The organism is Gaiella occulta, assembly GCF_003351045.1.
Classification (GTDB): Bacteria; Actinomycetota; Thermoleophilia; order Gaiellales; family Gaiellaceae; genus Gaiella; species Gaiella occulta.
The window spans coordinates 192151-209019 of record NZ_QQZY01000002.1 but is presented as its reverse complement, the minus strand read 5'-3'; the positions used below and the strand labels follow the sequence as shown (position 1 = coordinate 209019).

Sequence of the window (16869 nt, the reverse complement as noted above, 5' to 3'; positions counted from 1 at the left end):
AGCCGCGCCACGACCGCCGCGAAGCCTAACCGCTCTCCGCCGCCTGCGCACGCCGGCCCACCGAGCGCGAACGCGGCGCTCAGTCGCGCGCGACGACCGATGCGAGCTGCGCCTCCTCGATCAGCACGCGGCGGGGCTTCGAGCCCTCGTAGCCGGAGATGATGCCGCGCCGCTCGAGCATGTCGACGAGGCGTCCTGCGCGCGTGTAGCCGACGCGGAGGCGTCGCTGCAGGAGCGAGACGGAGGCGGTCTGCGTCTGCACGACGATCTCGATCGCCCGGTCGAGCAGCGGATCCTCGTCCGGATCGAACTCGCCGTCGTCGCCGTCCGCGAGCTCGGCCGCCTCGGGAGCCTCGAGCAGCGTCTCGTCGAGCTGCTGTCCGCGCTGGCGGCGGCACTGCTCGACGATCATCGCGACCTCCTCCTCGGACACGTAGGCGCCCTGGACGCGCTGCATGCGCGACGTGCCGAGCGGCTTGAACAGCATGTCCCCCTGGCCGAGCAGGCTCTCGGCTCCCGACGTGTCGAGGATGACGCGCGAGTCCGTCTGGCTCGACACCGCGAACGCGATGCGCGACGGCACGTTCGCCTTGATCATGCCCGTGATCACGTCCACCGAGGGACGCTGGGTGGCGAGCACGAGGTGGATGCCGACGGCACGCGACTTCTGCGCGAGCCGGATGATCGCGTCCTCCACCGCCTGCGGAGAGACCATCATGAGATCGGCGAGCTCGTCGATCACGACGAGGAGGTAGGGCAGCGGGTCATCCCCACGCGCCTTGAACGTGCGGTTCGCCTCGGGCAGGTTGCGGGCGCGGATGATGGAGAGGCGCTCGTAGCGGCGCTCCATCTCGGCGACGACGTTCTGGAGGACGGCCGAGGCCTCCTTCGGGTTGGAGACGACCGGCGTCAGCAGGTGCGGGATCGACTCGTAGTAGTTGAGCTCGATGCGCTTCGGGTCGATGAGGATCATGCGCACCTCGTCCGGGGTCGAGCGCAGCAGGATGGAGGTGAGCAGCGCGTTGATGCAGCCGGACTTGCCCGCACCGGTCGTGCCGGCGATGAGCAGGTGCGGCATGCGCGCGAGGTCGGTCCAGACGGCGTTGCCGGAGATGTCCTTGCCGAGCCACACCGACAGCGGGCTCGCCTGGCCCGGCAGGTCGCCGAAGATGTCGCCGAGCGTGACGAGCCTCGGAGACAGGTTCGGCACCTCGACGCCAACCGCCTGCTTGCCCGGGATCGGGGCGAGGATGCGGATCTCCGTGGTTGCGAGCGCGTACGAGAGGTCGTCCTTGAGACCCGCCACCTTCGACACCTTCGTGCCCGGCGCGAGCTGCAGCTCGTAGCGGACGACACGCGGCCCGGCTATCTGGCCGACGATCGTCGCGTCGACCCCGAAGTGCGCCAGCGTCTGCACGAGCAGCTGCGCTGTGCGGGCGCTCGCCTCGGCGTTGTCGCCCTTGACGGCAGGAGACGCCTTCAGCAGCGTGCGCTCCGGCAGCCGATACTCGCCCGCGTGCGGCGCGTCGAAGTCGATGTCCCCGTCGCCGGGCTCCGACGTCGGCGCCGCCGTCTCGAGCTGCTCGGGCAGTACGAGCGGCGGGGCCCCCGCCGTGACGATGTCCGGGTACTGCTCGGCGCCGTCGACCGGGGCGCGCGCCCGCTGCGAGGAACGCGGCGCCGGCTGCTCCTCCTCGCTCCAGCTCGGAATCTCCGGCAGGTCGAGCCCATCGAACGACCGCCGCGCCGCAGACCCTGCGCGCCGCACGGCATGGCCCGAGCGGCGCAGGAGCGCGCCGGCAGAGGCGCCCGACAGGAGCAGCGCCCCGGCCAGGAAGAGGGTGACGCCGACGATGGCGGCACCCGTGTCGCCGACGGCACGAGCGAGCCCGCCGCCGAGCACGGAGCCCGCGGCGCCTCCGTGGTCGCGGCCGAGGGCGACCATGAGGCCGACCGAGCCGACGACGAGCCCGGTGCGGAACGGCGTGAAGTCGACGAGCGCGCTGCGCACGAGCATGAGCGAGCCGAGGCCGACGAGGACGAGCGGCAGCGCGTAGGAGGCGGCGCCGAGCGCGCTCTCGAGGCCGTCGGCGATCCTCGCGCCCACCATGCCTCCGTCCCATCCGAGCCAGATCACGGTCGCGAGGAAGAGGCCGACCGCGACCATCCCGAGCCCCCAGAGCTCGGGATGGTGGTGCGATCGCGTCCTGGCCGGCCGCTTCTTGACGCGCGACGGCGTGGACGGCCTCGGCGCCCGCTTGACGGGCTTCTTCCTTCTCGTAGCCATCGGGACTGCTGCTTCTGCGGCGGCGGGCGTCTTCCTGCGAGGGCCGCCGCCGGCCGGGACTCCTCGCAGTCCCCCGTCGGGCTACTTGACGATCATCACCGGGCAGTCGGCGCTCTCCGTGACGCGGTCGGCCGTGGAGCCGAGCAGATGGTCGCGCAGGAAGTGGCCTCGACGTCCGAGCACGATCAGGTCGGCACCGCGCTCCGCCGCGACCCTCACGATCAGCTCGGCGGCATGGCCGGGCCGGATGTCGACGGCGATCGGCACGCCGGCGGCGTCGGCACGGGCGCGCACGCCGCTCGCGAGGCGGCGGAAGAACGCGTCCTTCTCGCGCTTCACCTCGTCGACCTCGCCCACCGTTGCCGCGTAGGCGGGCAGCGGCCCCTCGACCGCGAGGGCGTGCAGCTCGGCGCCGGTCAGCGACGCCAGCTCGAGCGCCTTCGCGAGCGCCCGGTTCGAGCTCTCCGAGCCGTCGACGGCCACGAGTATCCGTTCGAACGGCATCTACGCCGTCGCCTCCTCGGTCGTGTGCGCCGGGCGCGCGGGAGCCGGCGCAGCAGGGACGGCCTCGTCATGCGTCCGCTCCGCTGCGGCATCCGGCTGCAGGAAGCGCTGGGCGATCACCGTCGGCACGATGGCGGACAGCACGACGACGGCGACGAGCAGGGAGAACTGGGTCTCGTCGATGATGCCGGCCTGCAGGCCGTAGAGGGAGCTGATCGTGCCGAACGTGAGGCCCGTCGACATCAGCAGCGTCGTGAAGCCCGCATGGGGCGCGCAGGAGCGCCGCGCAAGCGGGTAGACGGCCGCGAGCTTCGGGGTCATCTTGGCGAGGAAGAGCAGCCCGAGGAGGCCGAGGTTCGACCACAGCGCCGGCGCCGACACGTTCATCCCGCCCTTCAGGAAGAAGAACGGGGTCAGGAAGGCGAACGCGACCACGCGCAGCCGCTCCTGCTCCTTGCGATGCGCGGCGTAGTGGGACGAGAGCACGAGCCCGAGGATGAACGCCGGCAGCACGGCATGGGAGTGTGCCCGGTCGCCGAGCCACATGAGGAGGAAGAGGGCGGCGAAGACGAGCTTTATCTCCGGCTCGATGACGCGGTTGCCGTAGCGGCGGAAGAACCACGGCGCCGCACGCGGCAGCCCCAGCACGAACAGGACGGTGACGCCGGCGAACGGCACGACCCAGATGCTCGGCGTGACGAACAGGATCGAGAGGGCGACCGCGGTGCCGAGGTCGGTCACGAACGTCGCCGACATCACACGCTTGCCGATCAGGGTCTGGTTCAGTCCCGTCTCGACGAGGACCGCGTAGACGACGGCGAGGCTCGTCGTCGAGAGCGCGATCCCCGCGATCTCCGCCTGCTCGCGGTTCCAGCCGAGCCCGTAGTAGGCGAACAGGCCCACGAGAGCGAACGGCGCGGCGAAGCTCGCGCCGCCGAGCAGAAGCGAGGCCCTCCACTCGCGCCTGAACTGGGGCACGTCGACCTCGGCGCCGGCGAGGAAGGTGAGCACGATACCGGCGAAGCCGCCGACGAACGAGAGCCACTCCGGCACGCCCACGTCGAACGCGTTGCCGACGGCCACGCCGGCGGCAAGCTCGATCAGCGCCACCGAGATGCCCGCCTCGACCGAGATCGTGCCGGCGAGGAGGATCACGCCTGCCAGGAGTGCTGCCACCGCGAGCTCGCTCATCTCCACCTCCCGAGGGTCGTGCCTGGGTTGGTAGAGGCCATCAGCCCCGGAGGGCGGTTGGGCGCGAGCCTCATCGCGCGTGCGTCACCTTCCATGATAGCTCCGCGGCCGCGGCCGAGGAGCCCGGCTGCGCTACGGTGCCGGCTGCGCGCCGGCGAGGCGAAGCACGAGCCGAAGCGATGCCTCGGGGCCCGGCCAGTGCCGGCGCACGCGCTCGACTCCGCTTCCGCGCAGCACGATGCGCAGCACGACGGCGACGACGATCGCATCGTCGAGCTGACCGGCGACCGGGATGACGTCCGGCACGAGATCGAAGGGAAGAGCGAGGTAGGCGACGAGGAGCGCGAGCAGGAGCCGGTGGCGGTGCTTCACGCCCGGATCGCGCAGCAGGCGCGCGCACAGGACGGCGCAGTCGGGTACGAAGCCCGCGAGCGCGCGGGCGCCCTCGCGGCGTCCCGCGGCGACGAGCGCGAGCACGAAGGCGGCGTAGAGCGTGAGCCCGACCGCCGCCACGGCGGCGACGATCGGCAGCCAGGCTGGCACACCACCACCGTAGCGCTCGCCGGCGTCCGCTCAGAGATCGAGCCGCGCGAGGCGCAGGCCGCCGCTCGCGAGGCCGGGGCCGACGGCGCGGAAGGCGGGAACCATCTCGCTCGTGACGAGCCCCGCCTCCGTGGTCAACGCGTCGATCACCCCCCACCAGCGCCGGGCCGCCTCCGGCCTGTCGACGACGCTGACGATCACCGGTACGCGCCTGCGCACGGCGAACAGCCTGTCGCCGTGCGGCGCGTGGTCGCCCGAGTATCCCCACGTGCCCCGCACCGCCGTGGCGCCGGCGGCGCCCTCGAGCCGCAGCCGGTGGATGAGCTCGATGTAGAGCGGATGCCGTCCGGCGCGCGCCTGCTCGCCGGCGTAGACCATCAGCTTCTGCCACACGCCGAGGCCGCTCCGGTCCGTCTCCGGCAGGTGCGAGGGTGCGCCCACGACGATCCCGTCGCGCTTGCAGACGCGGACGCGCTCGAGCGCGAGGAGCGGCCGCTCGAGGCTTGCCCCGAGCTCGGCGAGCGCAGCGGCGATCGCGCTGCCGGCCCCGACGGAGATCACCATCAGCGGCACGTCCGCGTTCGCGGAGAAGAAGCGGGCGCGCCGCCGTGCGCCGTGCACGATGCCGTCGACACCGACGACCACGGTCGCGCCGGCGACCCCGTGCCGTCGCAGCACGTCCACCGCCCACAGATGGGCGGGGCGCCCGCGCACGCGCTCCTGCCTCCCGAGGGTGAGGGTGAGCTTCGTCGCGTCGTGCCGCTCGACGGGAAGCGGCGCCGCACCGTCGATGTCCGTCACGAGCCGCGCGCGCTCGAGCGTCACGAGCCCGCCGCAGAGGACGGCCTGCACGTCGGGCAGGACGGCCTCGATCCGCTCGCGGGTATCGACGGCGACGGTGACGAGCGGCATGTCCTCCGAGAGCGTCAGCAGACGCTGCGTGTGCAGCCGGTGCTTGATGCCGAAACCCTCCACGCCCCGCACGAGGATCGCCGCCCGCAGCCCGTGGCGCTGGTACAGGTCGAGCAGCACGTCGGAGACGAGATGGCCGTCGAGGCGGTCGCGCTCGCCGAAGTACACCGTCAATTTCAGGCAGTCGGCGGTCACAGCGCGGCTCCCAGCGCCCAGCCCAGCGCGGCGGCTGCGATGCCCACCGCGATGCTGCCCACGATATCGGCGAGCGCGAGACCGCCCTCCCCGTCCTCGGCGAGGCGCTCCGCCTCCAGCATCCACGTCGAGAAGGTCGTGAACGACCCGAGCGTCGCCGTGCCGGCGATGAGCAGGTCGTTGCCGGCGACGTCCAGCCCGACGAGCGTGCCGAGCAGGAGCGACCCGAGGCCGTTGACGGCGAGGGTCCCGAACGGGAACTCGCTGTCGAGCCGGCGCTGCACGAAGCCGTCCAGCTCGAAGCGCAGGATCGCGCCGAGGCCGCCGAGGGTCGCAACGCCGAGCCAGACGAGCAGGGTCGTCATCGGGCCGGCACCCGGCGCACGAGGGCGCTCACGAGGAAGACGACGACCGCTCCCGTTGCGACGCTGGCCGCCAGGTACGCGACCGCGAGCGCGGCATGGCCTTCGCGTACGAGCCGGATCACCTCGATCTGCATCGTCGAGAACGTCGTCAGCGCGCCGCACAGGCCGGTGCCGAGCAGCGGGCGCGGGTATGTCGAGGGCGGCAGCCGCTCCTGCAGCCGCGTGACGACGTAGGCGAGCAGACCGGCGCCTGCGATGTTGACGGCGAACGTCGCCCACGGCCAGCCGTGACCGGTCGCGGGAAACGCCGTCTCCACCGCGGCGCGGGCGAGCGCCCCGAGCGCACCGCCCGCGAAGATCGCGAGCAGCAGGCGCTCCCGCAGGCGCGACCGCGGCCGCAGGACCATGTGCGTCGGCGATGCGTCCGGCGTGTCCATCGTTCCTGTCTCGGGGACGGGCAGCCGCGCTAGCCGTGCGCGGCGGCCCGGGCGCGGGACTCGTCGATGATCAGCTCGGCGTCGGCCCGGTTGCCGAACCCGCGCGTCTCGGTTTTTCCCTCCTCGAGATCCTTGTAGACCTGGAAGAAATGCTCGATCTCGTCCCGGAACTCCGGCGCGATGTCGTGGACGTCGTGCACGCGCATGAACGCCGTGTCCTTGAGGGGGACGCAGATGATCTTCTCGTCCTGCCCCTTCTCGTCCTCCATGTAGAAGACGCCGACGACGCGGGCGCGGATGCGGCAGCCGGGGAACGTCGGCTCGCCGACGAGCACGAGGGCGTCGAGCGGATCGCCGTCGGCGCCGAGCGTGCCCTCGATGAAGCCGTAGTCGGCGGGATAGCTCATCGACGTGAACAGCCGCCGGTCGAGCACGATCTGGCCGAGCTCGGCATCGAGCTCGTACTTGTTCCGCGACCCGGACGGCACCTCGACGAACACCATCACGTCGGCCATCCGACGACCCTACCCGAGCCGCGCGATGCGCTCGACGAGGAGGTCGAAGAAGCCGTCGCTGTCGAGATCGACGCCGACATGGGCGTTCGGCGCGCGCCCGCTGCGATTCCAGAGGTCGACGACCGTGCGGCCGCGGCAGAGGTCGGAGTCGAGCTCGATCTCGACGTTGCGCTCGACGGTCGTGACGAGGCTCGGCTGCAGGACGCACGCGACGGCGACGGCGTCGTGGATGGGGGCTCCGTCCCACCCGTACGTCTCGCGGTGGTAGACGGCGAAGAAGTCGACGAGATCGGCGACGAACGCCCCGATCGTCCCGGTGGCGCGCAGGCGCTCCTGCAACGCGGGCGTCGTGACGGCACGGTGGGTGACGTCGAGGCCGACCATCGTCACGTCGAGCCCCGCGTGGAACACCCTGTCCGCCGCCTCGGGATCGGCCCAGATGTTGAACTCGGCCGCCGGCGTCATGTTTCCCTCGGCGACGGCGCCGCCCATGAGCACGATGCGCTCGATGTTGGCGCCGCCCGTGCGCTCGAGCAGCAGCGCGACGTTCGTGAGCGGGCCGGTGGGAACGAGCGTCACCGGAGCGGGGCTCTCGGCGATCCGGCGCGCCATGAAGTCGACGGCATGCCCGGCGGCCGGCCCGCGGCCCGGCGGCGGCAGCGAGGGCCCGTCGAGGCCGCTGTCGCCGTGGACGTGCGCGGCGACCGTCAGCTCGCGCACGAGTGGGCGGTCGGCGCCGGCCGCGACCGGGACGTCCTCGCGCCCGGCGAGGTCGAGCACGCGCAGCGCGTTCGCCGTCGTCTTCTCGAGCGTCTGGTTTCCGTGCACGGTGGTGACGCCGAGCAGGTCGAGCTCGGGGCTCGCGAGCGCGAGCAGCAGCGCGATCGCGTCGTCGTGGCCGGGATCGCAGTCGAGGATGATCGGCGTGCGTCGGTTCACGTCGCCATTATCCCGGTCGCGTCGGCGGGCTCGTGACAGCCTGTCACGAGCCGAGGAGCGCGTCGACCTCCGCGGCCGTCGGCAGCGACGGCTGCGCGCCGAAGCGCGAGGCCGCAAACGCTCCTGCCGCGCATGCGCGCCGCAGCGCCTCCTCGCGCGAGCGGCCCTCGAGCAGCGAGACGAGCAGGCAGGCGGTGAAGGCGTCGCCCGCCGCTGTCCCGTCCACGGCCTCGACCGCGGGCGGCACGGCGCGGGCGACCTCCTCCCCGTCCTCGAGCAGCACGGCGCCCTCGGCGCCGAGCGTGAGCGCGACGAGGCCGTCGGCACGCGCGAGCGACTCCAGCTCGAAGCGGTTGACGACTGCGAGATCCGGGTCGACGCCGATACGCCGTGCCGGCGCCGCGTTGAGGCAGAACAACCCTCCCGCCTGCTCCCACGCCGAGATCACCGCCGCGTCGGGGATCTCCTGCTGGCAGAGCACCGCGTCGGACGGGGGCAGCTCGAAGCCGGCGAGAGCCGCGTTCGCGCCGGGCGCGACGGTGATCGTCGTCTCGCCCGCCGCGTCGACGGTGACCAGCGCCACCCCGGTCGGCAGGTCGACGAGCTGCAGGTCGAGCTCGACGCCGGCCCCGCGCAGGCCCGCGAGCGCCTCGTCCGCGAACGGGTCGCGGCCGACGGCGGCGACCAGGCGCACCTCGGCGCCGAGGCGGGCGCAGGCGACGGCCTGGTTTGCTCCCTTGCCGCCGGGAATGCGCTCGAATGTCGCGCCCGCGACCGTCTCCCCGGGGCGCGGCAGCACCTCGCAGCGGGCGACGAGATCGAGGTTGACAGAGCCGACGACGGTGATCCGGGGCGCGGGCACGGCGACAGCCTACGGACGCGCCGCCGGCATCAGGCGGCGAGCGCGCGCAGATCGTCGACGGTCGAGCCGAGCAGCGTGTCGCGCAGGTCGAACAGGCCCGCCCACAGCGACGAGCGGTCGGGCGCGCTGTCGATGCGGGCCGCGTCGGCGAGGCCCTCGAGGGCGCGCACGAGCATCGCGAGCTCGAGGTAGACGGCGGCGACGCGATTCGCGCTTGCGCGCACCCCGGCGCGGTCGAGCACCGGCTGCCATTCGACGAGCTCACCGGCGCCTGGCCCGAGGTACCAGGAGCGCCCCTCGGCGCGCTCCGGCTCGAGCTCGAGCAGGTACTGCGACAGCGGTCCTTCGAGGCCGGCGATCGCCGTCTCCACCCTGTCTGCGGCGTGTCGCAGCGCCGCCTCGCGCTGGCCCGCCGTCGCCGGGTGCGCGTCGCCGCGGTGCCAGCGCTCGAGCAGCCGGCAGAAGGCGAGCGCCGATGCTTCGCAGGCGCGCAGCTGGGCCGTCACCCTCCGCGCGCTGAGGTCGGTCGCCGCGTGCGCGCGCAGCACGTCCGACCACCCCGGTAGCGACTGCGGCGCCATCGGGTCTCCGTCAAACCTCGATCACGACTGGCAGGATCATCGGGCGCCGCCGCGTACGGTCGTACACGAGCCGTCCGATTGCGTCGTGCATGTGCTCCTGCAGCAGCTTGACCTCCGTGATGCCGTCTGCCGACAGCTCGAGCGCGACGCGGTCGGCCTCGTCGCGCAGGTCGTCGAGCAGCGCGTCGTCCTCGGCGAAGCCGCGGGCGATCAGCTCCGGCGGGGCGATCTCGCCCCCGTCGGAGAGGGCGACCGTGGTGACGACGATGAGCACGCCGTCCTCCGAGAGCCGGCGCCGGTCGCGCAGCGCGACGTCCTGCACGTCCCCGACGCCGAGCCCGTCCACGAAGGTGACGCCGGCCTCGATGCGGTCGACGATCTCGACCCCGCGCGGCGTCAGCTCCACGACCGAGCCGTTCTCGGCGATCACGATCCCCGCCGCGGGAATGCCGGCCTCACGGCCCAGCCGCGCGTGCGCGGCGAGCATGCGGTACTCGCCGTGGATCGGCATCAACGCCTTCGGGCGCACGAGCGAGAGCAGCGCCCGCATCTCCTCCGAGCAGGCGTGCCCGGAGACGTGGACGAGCGCGACCTCCTCGTGCAGCACCTCTGCGCCGGCCCGCGTCAGCCGGTTGATCGAGTCGTGCACACGGAGCTCGTTGCCCGGCACCGGCTTGGCCGAGATGATCACGGTGTCGCCGCGCGCGACCGTCACGTTGGGGTGGTCGCCGTAGGCGATCCGCGTGAGCGCGGACATCGGCTCCCCCTGGCTGCCGGTGCAGAGCACGAGCACGCGATCCGGCGGGAGCGACATCGCCTCCTTCGGCGAGACGAGCGCATCGTCGGGGAGGCCGACGTAGCCGAGGCTACGCGCGATGCTCATGTTCTTGCGCATCGAGCGGCCCACGAGCGCGACCTTGCGGCCGTTGGCGATCGCGACCTCGGCGGCCTGCTGCATGCGGTGGATGTTGGAGGCGAACGAGGCGACGAGGATGCGCCCCCTCCGCGCCGGGATGATGTGCCGGAACGCCTCGCCGACGAGTCGCTCGGAACCGGTCATGCCGGGGCGCTCGGCGTTCGTCGAGTCCGCCAGCATCAGGTCGACCCCGCGGTTGCCGATCTCCGCGAGCTTGCCGACGTCGGTCTTGAGCCCGTCCACGGGTGTGTGGTCGAGCTTCCAGTCACCCGTGTGGAGCACGCGGCCCGCGGATGTCTCGAACAGGATCGCCATCGCGTCCGGGATCGAATGCGCCATGCGCACGAACTCCATCCGGAACGGCCCGACCTCGACGGCGCCGTCCTCGGGCCGCACCTCGCGCAGGGTCGTCGCCGCTGCGAGCTTGTGCTCGTCGAGCTTCGACGTGATCATCGCGAGCGTGAGGCGCGTCGCGATCACCTCGCCGACCTCGATCTCGCGCAGCACGTAGGGCAGCGCGCCCACGTGGTCCTCGTGCCCGTGCGTCAGCACGATCGCGAGCAGCGGGCGGTCCGCGAGGTAGGAGAAGTCGGGGAGCACGAGGTCGACGCCGAGGTGCTCGTCGCGCGGGAACGCCAGGCCGGCGTCGACGAGGATGCGGTCGTCGCCGATCTCGTAGACGGTCATGTTCTTGCCGACCTCGCCGAGCCCGCCGAGCGGGATGATGCGGAGTGCGTCGCTCATCGAGGCGCAGTGTACGGGCGCGTGCCGATCACACGAGCGGCCGCGCGGCCGCTCCTCCCGCGCGCACGGCCGCGCTCAGGCGGCGGCGCGCTGCAGCAGCCCGAGGCGCTCGAGGCAGCCGCGCACGGCGTCCTCCTCCTCCGGCGTCGCCTCCACGAGCGGTAGGCGCAGGCCGCCGACCTCGTGGCCGAGCAGGTTGAGGGCGCACTTGATCGCGATCGGGTTCGTCTGCACGCGCAGCAGCTCGATCGCGGGACGCAGCTCCTCGTCGAGCGCGCGGGCGCCGTCGCGGTCGCCGTCGCGGAAGCGGCGCACCATCTCCTGCACCCGCGGTCCGACGACGTGGGTGTGCACGCAGATGCCGCCGACGCCCCCGACCTCGAGGAACGGGAGGAGGAGATCGTCGTCGCCGGCGTACAGATCGAGGCCGCACGCGACGACGGCGCGCGCGGCCGCGAGCGACGGCTTCGCCTGCTTCACCGCGCGCACGTTCTCGATGCCCGCGAGCGCCTCGATCGTGGCCGGCTCGGCGTCGACGACGACGCGACTCGGGATGTCGTAGAAGACGACCGGCCGGTCGCTGACGGCAGCGATCGCCTCGACGTGCGCGACGATGCCCCGCTGGGGCGGCTTGTTGTAGTAGGGCGTGACGACGAGGAAGCCGTCGACGCCGATCGCGTGCGCCCGCTCGGTGAGGTGCACCGAGTGGGCCGTCGCATAGGTGCCCGTGCCCGCGATCACGGTGTGGGCGCCGCCGAGCTCGTCGACGGCGGCCTCGTACAGCGCGAAGCGCTCGCCGTCGGCGAGCGTCGGGCTCTCGCCCGTGGTGCCGGTGACGACGACGCCGTCGGAGCCGTTCGCGACGAGATGGCGTAGCAGCGCGCGGAAGCGGCCGAGGTCGACGGAGCCGTCTGCCGCGAAGGGCGTGACGACGGCGGTCAGGACTTCGCCCAGCACGCGCTGATTGTATCCCTGCGCCGGCTGCCCGGGGCGGCCTGCGCTCCGGCGCGTGGACGCCCCCGAGACGTCCCGACGCGCCCCGGCGCTCACGCCCCTCGGCGGATCCAGGCTCAGAGAAGGGACTCGAGGCCGACGGTCACGCCGGGGGGCAGGCCGCGCACGCGCTCGAGCGCGAGCAGCACGCCCGGCGCGAATGCCTCGCGAGAGGTCGTGTCGTGCCGGATCGTGAGGATCTCCCCCGGCCCGCCGAGGATCACCTCCTGGTGGGCGACGAGGCCCGGCAGCCGCACCGAGTGGATCGGGACGCTGCCGCCCATCTTCGCGGCGGTGGCCTTCGCCGTTCCCGAGGGCGCGTCGAGCTTGGTATCCGCGTGCAGCTCGACGATCTCGGCACGCGGGAACGAGCGGGCCGCCTCGGCGGCGAAGCGCATCATCAGCACCGCCCCGAGCGCGAAGTTCGGTGCGATGAAGCACGCCGTGGCCCGCGAGCGCGCGAGCGCGTCGAGCTCGGCGAGGCCGTCGTCGCCGAGGCCCGTGGTGCCGATCACGCAGGGCACGCCGGCCGTGAGCGCCAGCGTCGCGTTCGCGAGCACCGCCGCGGGCGCGGTGAAGTCGACGGCGGCGTCGTGCCCGCCCGGGTCGACGGCGTCGCCGGCCTCGACGCCCGTCACGGCGTGGCCGGCGCGGCGCAGCGCCTCCATCAGCACGGAGCCCACCTTGCCGTCGCGCCCGAACAGCAGCACGTTCATGCGGCGCGGGCGGCAGCCGCCGGGTTGAGCAGCTTGACGGCGGCCTCGAAGCGCCTCGCGCTCGGGCCGATGCCCGCGGCCGAGAGGCGTTCGGGCGCATAGACGTCGCGCGCGAGCGCCGCCACGTCCTCGGGGGTGACCGCGTCGATGCGTCGCTCGCTCTCCTCCACCGAGACGATCTCGGTGCCGGTCACGACGGCCTTGCCGAGGCGCGACATGCGCGCCGACGTCGACTCGAGCGAGAGCAGCATGCGTCCCTTCATGTTCTCCTTTGCGCGCTCGAGCTCGCCGGGCCGGATGTTCCCCGCCCCGATGTCCCGCAGCTCGTCTGCGATCACCTCGAGGCATGCTCTCAGGTTCTCCTCGCGCGTGCCGACGTAGATCCCCACCTGGCCCGTGTCGACGTACCGGGACGCGTACGAGTAGATCGAGTACGCCATGCCGCGCTTCTCCCGGATCTCCTGGAACAGCCGCGAGGAGGCCGATCCTCCGAGGATCGCGTCGAGCAGTCCCGCCGCGTAGCGGCGGGGATCGTCGCGCCGCAGCCCCGGGGCGGCGAGGCAGACGTGGTACTGCTCCGTGTTCTTGCGGCGGAAGCGCAGCGTCGGGGGCGGCGCCGCGCGCGCGGGCTTGCGCACGCGCCCGAGCGTCGCGCCGGGCACGCCGCCGCGCTCCGCCAGCGCCGCCCCGATACGGTCGTGGTCGACGTTGCCCGCCGCGGCGAGGACGACGTTGGCACCCACGTACGCGGCACGATGGTACGCGCGCAGCGAGCGCTTCGAGACCGTCGAGATCACGTCCGCGCGACCGATCACCGGCCGTCCGAGCGGGTGCCCGCCGAACACGGCCTCGGCGGCGAGGTCGTGGACGAGCTCCTGCGGGTTGTCCTCGACCATGGCGATCTCCTCGAGCACGACCTCGCGCTCGCAGTCGAGATCGGCGAACGTCGGCGCGAACACCATGTCCGTCATCACGTCGAGCGCGACGTCGACATGGTCGTCCGGCACCCGTGTGTAGACGACCGTCGTCTCGCGCGAGGTGGCCGCGTTGAGCTCTCCGCCCATCGCGTCGAACAGCTCCGCGATCTGGACGGCGTCGTAGCGCGCCGTGCCCTTGAACAGGAGATGCTCGATGAAGTGGGAGACGCCGGCCTTCGCCGGGGGCTCGTCGCGCGAGCCGGCGCCGATGAAGAGGCCGAGGGCCGCGGAGCGGACGCCGTCGATACGCTCGCTGACGACACGCTCGCCTCCCGGCAGCGTCGTGAGACGGTGATCGTCCATTCGCGCGATCGTAGCGGCGCCGCGCATCAGCCCATGCCGCTGCGGGCGTGCGGCGACGCCTCGGCGGGCGTACGACGGGGGGAGGGGCGGCGTGCGCCGCCCCTCCCCGCTGCCGCCGGCTGCGAGCGGGCCGCGCGCCTCGTGCGCCGTCTCCAGACGTTCGACCCGAAACGGGCGCGCGAAGCGCGCCCCTTCAGGATCGTGTCGCCCGGCTGCGCAGCAGCCGGGCGACACGCAGCGAGCATCGAGTGCGGCGTCTCGCAACAAGGCTTTCCGCTGCAATGGTGCGAGACGCCGCACTAGTCGCGGCGCGGGCCGCGGTCGCGACCGCGGTCGCCGCCGGGTCGCCCGCCGCGGGGCCGCTCCTCGCGCGGCTCGCGCGGAGGCGCATTCCTTGCCCGCTCGATCAGCTCCTCGGGCTGGACGAGCCTGCCGTCCTCGTGCTTGGCGACGAGCTTGAGGCCGATACGGCCCCTGTCCTTGTCGACCTCCTGCACGATCACGTCGACGATGTCGCCGCGGGCCATCACGTCCTCGATGTGCGCGACCCGGCCCGGGCCCACGTTGGAGACGTGGAGGAGCCCGTCGGTGCCCTTCTTCAGCTCGACGAACGCGCCGAACTCGGTCGTCTTCACGACCTTGCCCGTGTACGTGTCGCCCACTTCGGGCGACTTCGTCAGCGCCGTGATCGCCGAGATGGCCGCGTCGGCGTTCGTGCCCTGCGTCGCGTAGACGAGGATCGTGCCGTCCTCCCCGATGTCGATCTGGACGTCGTAGTCGGCCTCGAGCCCGCGGATCGTCTCGCCGCCCTTGCCGATCACCATGCCGATGAACTCGGGGTTGATCTGCACGCTCGAGATGCGTGGCGCGTGCTCTGCGAGCTGCTCGCGCGGCTCGGCGATCGCCTCCGCCATCTTGCCGAGGATGAACACGCGCGCACGCTTGGCCTGCGCGAGCGCGTTGCGCATGATCTCCTGCGTCACCCCGGTGATCTTGATGTCCATCTGCAGGGCGGTGATGCCCTCCGCCGTGCCGGCCACCTTGAAGTCCATGTCGCCGAGGTGGTCCTCGGCGCCCTGGATGTCGGTGAGGATGACGTAGTCGTCGCCCTCCTTGACGAGGCCCATCGCGATGCCCGACACGGGAGCCGAGATCGGCACGCCGGCGTCCATCAGCGACATCGTGGAACCGCACACCGACGCCATCGACGACGAGCCGTTCGACTCGAGCGTCTCCGACACGAGCCGGATCGTGTACGGGAACTCGTCCGCCGGCGGGATCACGGCCTCGAGCGCCCTCTGTGCGAGCGCGCCGTGGCCGATGTCACGCCGCTTCGGCCCCCGCATGAACCCGGTCTCGCCGACCGAGAAGGGCGGGAAGTTGTAGTGGTGCATGAAGCGGCGATCCTGCTCGAGCGAGAGGTCGTCGATCCGCTGCCCCTCCTTCGCCGTGCCGAGCGTGCAGAGCGTCATCACCTGCGTCTGCCCGCGTGTGAACAGCGCCGACCCGTGCGTGCGTGGCGAGACGGTGACCTCGCACTCGATCGGCCGGATCTCCTCGGTGCCGCGGCCGTCCGGCCGCCGCTTCTCGATCGCGATCTTCTTGCGCACGAGGTCCTTGTAGATCGCCTCGGCGGCCTTCTTCACGACCTGCCTGGTGAGCGCGTCCTCGACGGGCTCCTCGCCCTCGGCGGCCGGCGCGCCGGCCGGGAAGGGCAGCTGCACCTCCTCGAGGATGCGGTCGAAGAGAATGGCGCGCTTGCGTGCCTTGAGCTCCTTCGAGTCCTGCTCCGCGTCGGTGAGGACGCGGAGGTCGGCCTCGAACTGCTCGCGCACCGGGCCCTCGACGGCGGTCAGCCGCTGGCGCTCGAGCAGGCTCGCGAGCCCGGCCTTGACCTGCACCTCCCTGACCATGTCCTCCTCGGTGGAGTCCATGCCGATGCCGGGGCACAGCTCGGCGACGAGCTCGTCGACGATGGCTCCGGCTTCGCGCAGCCCCTGCTCCTGGATACGCCGCCAGATCGCGTCGCCGTGGGCGGCCTCGAGCTCGGCGTTGAGCTCGGCGTCGACCCACTTCGGCTTGCCGACCTGCGTGCGCAGGTCCTCGATCGCATCGCAGATGCGCCTGATCTCGCCGTGCGCCAGCTCGAACGCCTCGAGCAGCGTGTCCTCCGGAACCTGGTCGGCGCCGGCCTCGATCATCGTCAGCCCGTCGTGGGTGCCGACGACGATGAGGTCGAGGTCGGACTCCTCGTCCTGCTGCACGAGGTCCGGGTTGACGACGAGCGCACCGTCGATGCGGCCGATCCGCACCGCCCCCACCGGGCCGAGGAACGGCAGCGGCGAGATGGCGAGCGCCGCGGAGGCGCCGTTGATGCAGAGGACGTCGTGCGGGTTCAGCATGTCCGCCGACAGCACGGTGCAGACCACGTGCACCTCGTTCTTGAACCCCTTCGGCCACAGCGGCCGGATCGGCCGGTCGATCATGCGCGCAGTGAGTGTGGCGCGCTCGGTTGCGCGCCCTTCGCGCTTGAAGAAGCCGCCCGGGATCTTCCCGGCGGCGTACATCCGCTCCTCGACATCGACGGTCAGCGGGAAGAAGTCCGCGTCGGGGCGGACCTCCTGCCGGCCGACGGCCGTCGCGAGGATCATGGTGTCGCCCGAGCGGACGACGACTGCGCCGTCGGCCTGCTTGGCGAGCTTGCCGGTCTCGAACGTGATCTCCCGACCACCGATCTCGACCGATACCGTGGCTCGGCGCCCGGTAGCGATGCTCATATGTTCGTTCCCTTCACTCTTCCGTGCTTTGCGGAAGGTGGAGGTTTGAGCCAGCCGCGCGTCTCGGCCGCGACTCGATCAAACGTCCACCTTCCCCTATGGGGGAGACAGG

Annotated in this window: 16 protein-coding genes and 1 riboswitch; all 16 genes read right to left on the bottom strand. The window is 72.3% G+C overall.

Going from position 1 to position 16869, the window contains the following annotated elements:
• Positions 1–79: 79 nt before the first annotated feature.
• Positions 80–2287 carry an FtsK/SpoIIIE family DNA translocase gene (locus Gocc_RS04560; RefSeq protein ID WP_114795357.1) on the bottom strand — a complete coding sequence of 736 codons (2208 nt, stop codon included), beginning with the start codon at positions 2285–2287 and terminating at the stop codon, positions 80–82.
• A gap of 81 nt (positions 2288–2368) precedes the next feature.
• On the bottom strand, positions 2369–2791 hold the full coding sequence (locus Gocc_RS04555; RefSeq protein ID WP_114795356.1) for a universal stress protein: 423 nt from the start codon (positions 2789–2791) through the stop codon (positions 2369–2371).
• A complete protein-coding gene (locus Gocc_RS04550; RefSeq protein ID WP_114795795.1) occupies positions 2792–3982 on the bottom strand; it encodes a cation:proton antiporter in 1191 nt (396 codons plus the stop codon).
• 24 nt (positions 3983–4006) lie between these two features.
• Positions 4007–4069: riboswitch (Fluoride riboswitch) on the bottom strand.
• Between the two features lie 45 nt (positions 4070–4114).
• Positions 4115–4525 (bottom strand): YkvA family protein, encoded by a 411-nt coding sequence (locus tag Gocc_RS04545; RefSeq protein ID WP_114795355.1) that lies wholly within the window; start codon positions 4523–4525, stop codon positions 4115–4117.
• Between the two features lie 30 nt (positions 4526–4555).
• A complete protein-coding gene (locus tag Gocc_RS04540; protein WP_114795354.1) occupies positions 4556–5632 on the bottom strand; it encodes a DUF190 domain-containing protein in 1077 nt (358 codons plus the stop codon).
• On the bottom strand, positions 5629–5997 hold the full coding sequence (crcB, locus tag Gocc_RS04535; protein ID WP_114795353.1) for a fluoride efflux transporter CrcB: 369 nt from the start codon (positions 5995–5997) through the stop codon (positions 5629–5631). The genes Gocc_RS04540 and crcB (Gocc_RS04535) overlap by 4 nt, the downstream gene beginning before the upstream one ends.
• Positions 5994–6404 carry a fluoride efflux transporter CrcB gene (crcB, locus tag Gocc_RS04530; RefSeq protein WP_114795794.1) on the bottom strand — a complete coding sequence of 137 codons (411 nt, stop codon included), beginning with the start codon at positions 6402–6404 and terminating at the stop codon, positions 5994–5996. The genes crcB (Gocc_RS04535) and crcB (Gocc_RS04530) overlap by 4 nt, the downstream gene beginning before the upstream one ends.
• Positions 6405–6463: 59 nt before the next feature.
• Positions 6464–6949: an inorganic diphosphatase gene (locus Gocc_RS04525; RefSeq protein WP_114795352.1), complete on the bottom strand. Its 486-nt coding sequence runs from the start codon at positions 6947–6949 to the stop codon at positions 6464–6466.
• A gap of 9 nt (positions 6950–6958) precedes the next feature.
• On the bottom strand, positions 6959–7888 hold the full coding sequence (locus Gocc_RS04520) for a nucleoside hydrolase (protein WP_114795351.1): 930 nt from the start codon (positions 7886–7888) through the stop codon (positions 6959–6961).
• A 43-nt stretch (positions 7889–7931) separates the two neighbouring features.
• Positions 7932–8750, bottom strand: a complete 819-nt coding sequence (locus Gocc_RS04515) for a ribokinase (RefSeq protein ID WP_114795350.1) — start codon at positions 8748–8750, stop codon at positions 7932–7934.
• 29 nt (positions 8751–8779) lie between these two features.
• Positions 8780–9331, bottom strand: coding sequence for a hypothetical protein (locus Gocc_RS04510; RefSeq protein WP_114795349.1), 552 nt, complete (start codon positions 9329–9331; stop codon positions 8780–8782).
• 10 nt (positions 9332–9341) lie between these two features.
• On the bottom strand, positions 9342–10991 hold the full coding sequence (locus Gocc_RS04505; protein ID WP_114795348.1) for a ribonuclease J: 1650 nt from the start codon (positions 10989–10991) through the stop codon (positions 9342–9344).
• 75 nt (positions 10992–11066) lie between these two features.
• Positions 11067–11948, bottom strand: a complete 882-nt coding sequence (gene dapA, locus Gocc_RS04500; RefSeq protein ID WP_114795347.1) for a 4-hydroxy-tetrahydrodipicolinate synthase — start codon at positions 11946–11948, stop codon at positions 11067–11069.
• A 113-nt stretch (positions 11949–12061) separates the two neighbouring features.
• Positions 12062–12700, bottom strand: coding sequence for a 4-hydroxy-tetrahydrodipicolinate reductase (locus Gocc_RS04495; protein ID WP_114795346.1), 639 nt, complete (start codon positions 12698–12700; stop codon positions 12062–12064).
• Entirely contained in the window at positions 12697–13980 is a 1284-nt protein-coding gene (locus Gocc_RS04490; protein WP_181813366.1) for a M16 family metallopeptidase, read from the bottom strand. The genes Gocc_RS04495 and Gocc_RS04490 overlap by 4 nt, the downstream gene beginning before the upstream one ends.
• A 299-nt stretch (positions 13981–14279) precedes the next feature.
• Positions 14280–16757, bottom strand: a complete 2478-nt coding sequence (locus Gocc_RS04485; RefSeq protein WP_220150447.1) for a polyribonucleotide nucleotidyltransferase — start codon at positions 16755–16757, stop codon at positions 14280–14282.
• Between the last annotated feature and the right edge of the window lie 112 nt (positions 16758–16869).

Bases quoted from the DNA above. Each gene is read 5' to 3' on its own strand.
- Gocc_RS04555 (WP_114795356.1), bottom strand. From the start codon at position 2,791: ATGCCGTTCGAACGGATACTCGTGGCCGTCGACGGCTCGGAGAGCTCG.
- Gocc_RS04560 (WP_114795357.1), bottom strand. From the start codon at position 2,287: ATGGCTACGAGAAGGAAGAAGCCCGTCAAGCGGGCGCCGAGGCCGTCC.
- Gocc_RS04505 (WP_114795348.1), bottom strand. From the start codon at position 10,991: ATGAGCGACGCACTCCGCATCATCCCGCTCGGCGGGCTCGGCGAGGTC.
- crcB (WP_114795794.1), bottom strand. From the start codon at position 6,404: ATGGTCCTGCGGCCGCGGTCGCGCCTGCGGGAGCGCCTGCTGCTCGCG.
- Gocc_RS04550 (WP_114795795.1), bottom strand. From the start codon at position 3,982: ATGAGCGAGCTCGCGGTGGCAGCACTCCTGGCAGGCGTGATCCTCCTC.
- crcB (WP_114795353.1), bottom strand. From the start codon at position 5,997: ATGACGACCCTGCTCGTCTGGCTCGGCGTTGCGACCCTCGGCGGCCTC.
- Gocc_RS04510 (WP_114795349.1), bottom strand. From the start codon at position 9,331: ATGGCGCCGCAGTCGCTACCGGGGTGGTCGGACGTGCTGCGCGCGCAC.
- Gocc_RS04485 (WP_220150447.1), bottom strand. From the start codon at position 16,757: ATGAGCATCGCTACCGGGCGCCGAGCCACGGTATCGGTCGAGATCGGT.
- Gocc_RS04495 (WP_114795346.1), bottom strand. From the start codon at position 12,700: ATGAACGTGCTGCTGTTCGGGCGCGACGGCAAGGTGGGCTCCGTGCTG.
- Gocc_RS04490 (WP_181813366.1), bottom strand. From the start codon at position 13,980: ATGGACGATCACCGTCTCACGACGCTGCCGGGAGGCGAGCGTGTCGTC.
- Gocc_RS04525 (WP_114795352.1), bottom strand. From the start codon at position 6,949: ATGGCCGACGTGATGGTGTTCGTCGAGGTGCCGTCCGGGTCGCGGAAC.